General features: G+C 63.3%; 6 protein-coding genes. All 6 read right to left on the reverse strand.

The features are described from left to right. Nucleotides 1–154: 154 nt before the first annotated feature. A complete protein-coding gene (locus IX761_RS26890; protein WP_194792508.1) occupies nucleotides 155–682 on the reverse strand; it encodes a FixH family protein in 528 nt (175 codons plus the stop codon). A gap of 18 nt (nucleotides 683–700) precedes the next feature. Next, nucleotides 701–2,116 (reverse strand): cytochrome c oxidase accessory protein CcoG, encoded by a 1,416-nt coding sequence (ccoG, locus tag IX761_RS26895; RefSeq protein WP_194792509.1) that lies wholly within the window; start codon nucleotides 2,114–2,116, stop codon nucleotides 701–703. A 356-nt stretch (nucleotides 2,117–2,472) separates the two neighbouring features. Next, the gene (gene ccoP, locus IX761_RS26900) at nucleotides 2,473–3,456 is read right to left on the reverse strand and encodes a cytochrome-c oxidase, cbb3-type subunit III (protein ID WP_194792510.1); all 984 of its coding nucleotides are present in this window, start codon (nucleotides 3,454–3,456) and stop codon (nucleotides 2,473–2,475) included. Further along, nucleotides 3,453–3,644 carry a cbb3-type cytochrome oxidase subunit 3 gene (locus IX761_RS26905; protein ID WP_194792511.1) on the reverse strand — a complete coding sequence of 64 codons (192 nt, stop codon included), beginning with the start codon at nucleotides 3,642–3,644 and terminating at the stop codon, nucleotides 3,453–3,455. The genes ccoP and IX761_RS26905 overlap by 4 nt, the downstream gene beginning before the upstream one ends. 5 nt (nucleotides 3,645–3,649) lie before the next feature. Beyond that, on the reverse strand, nucleotides 3,650–4,258 hold the full coding sequence (gene ccoO, locus IX761_RS26910) for a cytochrome-c oxidase, cbb3-type subunit II (RefSeq protein ID WP_194792512.1): 609 nt from the start codon (nucleotides 4,256–4,258) through the stop codon (nucleotides 3,650–3,652). Then, nucleotides 4,258–5,700: a cytochrome-c oxidase, cbb3-type subunit I gene (gene ccoN / locus IX761_RS26915; protein ID WP_194792513.1), complete on the reverse strand. Its 1,443-nt coding sequence runs from the start codon at nucleotides 5,698–5,700 to the stop codon at nucleotides 4,258–4,260. The genes ccoO and ccoN overlap by 1 nt, the downstream gene beginning before the upstream one ends. Nucleotides 5,701–6,085: the final 385 nt, after the last annotated feature.

Genomic DNA, 6,085 nt, shown 5'->3' on the forward strand with positions numbered 1-6,085 from the left:
GGGTGGGGTGGGTCATCGACATCTCTTTTTGCTGACGCGAGCCCTGTAGGAGCGGCCATGTGTCGCGAAAGGGCCGCAGAGCGGCCCCAACCATTTCTGTGTTGTCACATAACCTGGGGCTGCTTCGCAGCCCTTTCGCGACACAAGGCCGCTCCTACAGGTGTTCGGCGCCTTGAATGGCCTCATCCCCCAGTTGCAAGGTCACCCCATGCTCGACCTTCTCCTCCTCGAACAGCCGCCACACATGCTCATCCTGGCTGCCCAGCAGTTCGACGAAGCGCCGTCCCTCGACCTTGTCGTCCAGCTGGCCGACATAGCGGCCTGGCTCGCTGCGCGCCAGTTGCACCTTGCGGTCCTTGTCTGGCTGCGTGGGCGAAATCAGGTTTAGCTCCAGCGCCTGCGGGTCGCTGTTGCCGGTCAGGCGCACGTCGACTTCGCCGGTCAGCTCATCCAGGTGCACGCTGGCCTTGAGGTTGAGGGTCTGGGCCAGCAGTTCGCGGTCCAGCGAGCGGTTGATGCCCTTGCCAGCCTCGTAGTAGTTGTCGTTGACCAGGTTGTCCGGGTTGCGCACGGCAATGCTGACCATGGTCAGGCTCAAGCACACCGAGGTGGTCAGGATGCCGATGATGATCCAGGGCCAGAGGTGCTTGTACCAGGGGCTGGCGGCGGTGGCGGCAGGCATTGTCTGTGTTCTCTCTAGTCAGCGGATCTGTGGGCCGATGAAGCGGCTCTTGGCTTCAACCTGGCTGCCGTTGTCGTCGGCGTCCTTGAGGATGAAGGTGATTTCGTTGGTGGTCGAGGGCAGTTTCTCCGGTGCCACCGACAGCTGCACCGGCAGGCTGACGATGTCGCCAGCGGCCACGCGGATCTCGCGGTGGCCTTCGAGCTTGAGGTCCGGCAGCCCGGCGGCATCGAGCACGTAGACGTGGTCGCGCTGGTCCTTGTTCATCACCTTCAGGCTGTACACGTTCTCGATCCGCCCTTGGGCGTTCTCGCGGTACAGCACCCGGTCCTTGGCCACGTCGAAACCGACCAGCGAGCGGGTGGCGAAGGCGGTGGCCAGGGCGCCGATCATCACCAGCAGCACCAGCGCGTAGCCGATCAGGCGCGGGCGCAGCATGTGGGTCTTCTGCCCCGAGAGGTTGTGTTCGGTGGTGTAGCTGATCAGGCCTTTGGGGTAGTTCATCTTGTCCATGATGCTGTCGCAGGCGTCGATGCAGGCAGCGCAGCCGATGCATTCGATCTGCAGGCCGTCGCGGATGTCGATGCCGGTAGGGCAGACCTGCACGCACATGGTGCAGTCGATGCAGTCGCCCAGGCCCTTGGCCTTGTAGTCGATGTCTTTCTTGCGCGGGCCACGGGTCTCGCCACGGCGTGGGTCGTAGCTGACGATCAAGGTGTCCTTGTCGAACATCACGCTCTGGAAGCGCGCGTAGGGGCACATGTACACGCACACCTGCTCGCGCAGCCAGCCGGCATTGCCGTAGGTGGCCAGGGTGAAGAAGCCGACCCAGAAGTAGGCCCAGCCATCGGCTTGCCCGGTGAAGAACTCGAACACCAGTTCGCGGATCGGCGAGAAGTAGCCGACGAAGGTCATGCCGGTGACGAAGCCGATCAGCAGCCACAGGCTGTGCTTGGCGAACTTGCGCAGGAACTTGTTGGCGCTCATCGGCGCCCGGTCCAGCTTCATGCGCTGGTTGCGGTCGCCCTCGGTGACCTTTTCACACCACATGAATACCCAGGTCCACACGCTTTGCGGGCAGGTGTAGCCGCACCACACGCGCCCGGCGTACACGGTGATGAAGAACAGGCCGAACGCGGCGACGATCAGGATGCCCGACAGCAGGATGAAATCCTGCGGCCAGATGGTGGCGCCGAAGATGTAGAACTTGCGCTCGGGCAGGTTCCACCACACGGCCTGGTGGCCGCCCCAGTTCAGCCACACGGTGCCGAAGTACAGCAGGAACAGCACCGCGCCACCGACCATCCGCAACCTGCGGAAGATGCCGGTGAAGGCGCGGGTGTAGATTTTTTCGCGCGAGGCGTAGAGGTCGACGGAATCCTTCCCTTTGCTGGCAGGCGGGGTGACGTCATGTACCGGAATTTGCTTGCTCATCATCAAGTCCCACGGCAGTGGAGAAACGCCGCGGCCAGTGCGTGCCGGCTGCGGTCTCGCGCGTTCTGCTAGCGCTCTGCGGCCCATGATACGCCTGTGTCGGCGGGTAGGGAGCGCGCTGCGACACTTAGTCGCGTTGGGTTGCTGGGTTGAAACGTGTTATGGCGGCTGTCAATTGATCCAGGTCATCAAGGGGTGGATTCGCCTGCCCTATCGCCGGCAAGCCGGCTCCCACAGGGTAAGGGTGCCCTCGGGGTTTCTGTGGGAGCCGGCTTGCCGGCGATGTGGCCGGTGCAGGTAACCCCCGGCCCAGGAAAAAGGCCCCGGCAGTTTCACTGACGGGGCCTCTGGTCGACTTACTCGGCCTGGGCCGGCGCCTGCTGCTCCTGGTGCGACAGGCTGTACACATACGCCGCCAGCAGGTGCACCTTGTCGTTGCCCTGCATCTGTTCCTGGGCCGGCATCTGGCCCTGGCGGCCATAGCGGATGGTCTGTTGCAGCTGGGCGAAGCTCGAACCGTAGATGAACGCCTGCGGGTGGGTGAGGTTCGGTGCACCCATGGCCGGGGTGCCCTTGCCCTCGGGGCCGTGGCAGGCCACGCAGTTGGTGGCGAAGATCTGCTGGCCTTTTACCGGGTCGGCCTTGGCGTCCTCGGGCAGCTTGCGCCCGTCCAGGTTGGTCAGCACGAAGGCGGCCACATCGGCCACGCCCTGTTCGCCGATCACCGTGCCCCAGCCTGGCATCACGCCGTGGCGCCCGCCCATGATGGTGGTCTTGATGGTCTCCGGCTCACCGCCCCAGCGCCAGTCGTTGTCGGTCAGGTTGGGGAAGCCGTAGGCGCCCTTGGCGTCGGAGCCGTGGCATACCGAGCAGTTCGAGGCAAACAGGCGTGCGCCCATCTTCAGCGCCTGCGGATCCTTCGCCACTTCTTCCACCGGCATGGCGGCGAACTTGGCGAAGATCGGCCCGAAGCGGGCGTCGGCCTTGGCCATCTCCTTTTCCCACTCGTGCACGCCGGTCCAGCCCGGCTGGCCGTTGGTAAACTCGGTCTGCTTGTCGTTGTCCAGGTACGCGTAGCCCGGGAGTACGCCTTTCCAGTTGCCCAGGCCCGGGTACAGCACCAGGTAGCCGAGGGCAAACACGATGGTGCCGACGAACAGCCAGAACCACCATTTGGGCAGCGGGTTGTCGTATTCCTCGATGCCATCGAAGGCGTGGCCGACGGTCTCGTCGGTGATCTCTTCGCGCTGGCCCTTGCGGGTCGACAGCAACAGCCAGGTCAAGGCGAAGATGGTGCCCAGGGTCAGGACGGTGACGTACAGACTCCAGAAGGTTGTCATTGTTGTTTGCTCCTAGAAGCTTGTGCTTGCTCGACGTGTCGGGTGGCTTCAGGGTCGTCCGCGAACGGCAATTTCGTTGCTTCGTCGAAGTCCTGCTTGCGCCGTGGGCTGAACACCCACAGCGCCAGGCCCACGAAGGCCACCAGCACCACCACGGTGCCGAGGCCGCGAATCATCCCGATATCCATCACTGTCACCGTTTGCTTTTGATGATGGTGCCAAGGCCTTGCAGGTACGCCACCAGGGCGTCCATCTCGGTCTTGCCCTTGACCGCGTCGCGGGCACCGGCGATGTCTTCGTCGGTGTACGGCGTGCCGAGGGTGCGCAGGACTTCCAGTTTCTTGGCGGTGTCCTTGCCATCGAGCTTGTTTTCCACCAGCCACGGGTACGACGGCATCTTCGATTCCGGGACCACGTTGCGCGGGTTGTACAGGTGCGCGCGGTGCCAGTCATCGGAGTAGCGGCCACCCACGCGGGCCAGGTCCGGGCCGGTGCGCTTGGAGCCCCACAGGAAGGGGTGGTCCCACACGCTTTCGCCGGCTACCGAGTAGTGGCCGTAGCGCTCGGTCTCGGCGCGGAACGGCCGGATCATCTGCGAGTGGCAGCCCACGCAACCTTCGCGGATGTAGATATCGCGGCCTTCGACTTCCAGTGCGGTGCGCGGCTTCATGCCTTCGACCGGCTTGTTGGTGACGTCCTGGAAAAACAGCGGGACGATCTGGGTAAGGCCACCCACGCTGACGGCGATGACCATGAAGAAGGCCAGCAGGCCAATGTTCTTCTCGACGGCTTCATGCTTCATCAGTGCGCTCCCACGACGACGATCTTGGCGGCTTCATCAGCCTCTACCGGGTTGGCGGCACGCACGGTGCGGAACACGTTGTAGGCCATCAGCAGCATGCCGGAGGCGAAGAACGCACCGCCCAGGGCGCGGACGATGTAGCCCGGGTGGCTGGCCTGCAGCGCTTCGACGAACGAGTAGGTGAGGGTGCCGTCGTCGTTGATCGCGCGCCACATCAGGCCTTGGGTGATGCCGTTGACCCACATCGAGGCGATGTACAGCACGGTGCCGATGGTGGCCAGCCAGAAGTGCGCGTTGATCAGGCCGACGCTGTGCATCTGCACGCGGCCGTAGAGTTTGGGGATCATGTGGTAGACCGCGCCGATCGAGATCATCGCCACCCAGCCCAGGGCACCGGCGTGCACGTGGCCGATGGTCCAGTCGGTGTAGTGCGACAGCGAGTTGACGGTCTTGATGGCCATCATCGGGCCTTCGAAGGTGGACATCCCGTAGAACGCCAGCGACACCACGAGGAAGCGCAGGATCGGGTCGGTGCGCAGCTTATGCCAGGCCCCCGACAGGGTCATCATGCCGTTGATCATGCCGCCCCAGCTCGGTGCCAGGAGGATGATCGACATCACCATGCCCAGCGACTGCGCCCAGTCCGGCAGCGCGGTGTAGTGCAGGTGGTGCGGGCCGGCCCAGATGTACAGGGTGATCAGCGCCCAGAAGTGCACGATCGACAGGCGATAGGAGTAGATCGGGCGCTCGGCCTGTTTAGGGACGAAGTAGTACATCATCCCCAGGAAGCCGGTGGTGAGGAAGAAGCCCACGGCGTTGTGGCCGTACCACCACTGGATCATCGCGTCGGTGGCGCCGGCGTAGGCCGAGTACGACTTGAACAGGCTCACCGGCAGCGATATGTGGTTGACGATGTGCAGCATCGCGGTGACCACGATGAAGGCACCGTAGAACCAGTTGCCGACATAGATGTGCTTGGTCTTGCGCTTGACGATGGTGCCGAAGAACACCAGCCCGTAGGTGACCCAGACGATGGCCAGCAGGATTGCCAGCGGCCATTCGAGCTCGGCGTATTCCTTGGTGGTGGTGTAGCCCATCGGCAGGGTGATCAGCGCGCCGACGATCACTGCCTGCCAGCCCCAGAAGGTGAAGGCGGCCATGCTGTCGGAGATAAGCCGGGTCTGGCAGGTGCGCTGCACCACGTAGTAGCTGGTGCCGAACAGGGCACAGCCACCGAAGGCGAAGATCACCAGGTTGGTGTGCAGGGGGCGCAGGCGGCCGAAGCTCGTCCATGGCAGGTCCAGGTTGAGCTGGGGCCATACCAGTTGCGAGGCGATGAAGACGCCGAGCCCCATGCCAAGGATCCCCCAGACCACCGTCATGATGGCGAACTGGCGGACGACCTTATAGTTATAAGCAGTCGGACTGATTGCAGTGCTCATTCTAAGGTTCCACGGTTTGGGTGTTCTTGTTGGTTGGTAAATCGGCGCCAGTATCGATAACCGCCAGGATTATGGCAACGCATGTTATGTACGCCGACCCGTGTCCAGACCCTGTTCGCCACCGTCCCGTGGCGTTGGGGTTCGAACGATTGTACACAAATAAATCTTTGTAATGTGTACCGTTTCCCAAGTTTTTCTGATCGATCGGTCAAGCTTTTATGTCCAGGACGGGCTCGCAAGGCGTCATCCCAAAGTCGCGGGCTCGCAGGGGGGATCATGTGCGCGGTGTCAGGCTGTGCACCACGTCTGTTCCGGTCGCTGCGCGCGGAGCCACTGTGGCAACAAGCTTAGTTGTGTTCGGAGGGGGTGCAAGGCGGGGGAGAGG

The organism is Pseudomonas sp. UFMG81 (genome assembly GCF_015354575.1).
Lineage (GTDB): Bacteria > Pseudomonadota > Gammaproteobacteria > Pseudomonadales > Pseudomonadaceae > Aquipseudomonas.

What these genes read in the sequence shown, in the direction of transcription:
- ccoG (WP_194792509.1), bottom strand. Translation starts at nt 2,116, where the DNA reads ATGAGCAAGCAAATTCCGGTACATGACGTCACCCCGCCTGCCAGCAAA.
- IX761_RS26890 (WP_194792508.1), bottom strand. Translation starts at nt 682, where the DNA reads ATGCCTGCCGCCACCGCCGCCAGCCCCTGGTACAAGCACCTCTGGCCC.
- ccoN (WP_194792513.1), bottom strand. Translation starts at nt 5,700, where the DNA reads ATGAGCACTGCAATCAGTCCGACTGCTTATAACTATAAGGTCGTCCGC.
- IX761_RS26905 (WP_194792511.1), bottom strand. Translation starts at nt 3,644, where the DNA reads ATGGATATCGGGATGATTCGCGGCCTCGGCACCGTGGTGGTGCTGGTG.
- ccoP (WP_194792510.1), bottom strand. Translation starts at nt 3,456, where the DNA reads ATGACAACCTTCTGGAGTCTGTACGTCACCGTCCTGACCCTGGGCACC.
- ccoO (WP_194792512.1), bottom strand. Translation starts at nt 4,258, where the DNA reads ATGAAGCATGAAGCCGTCGAGAAGAACATTGGCCTGCTGGCCTTCTTC.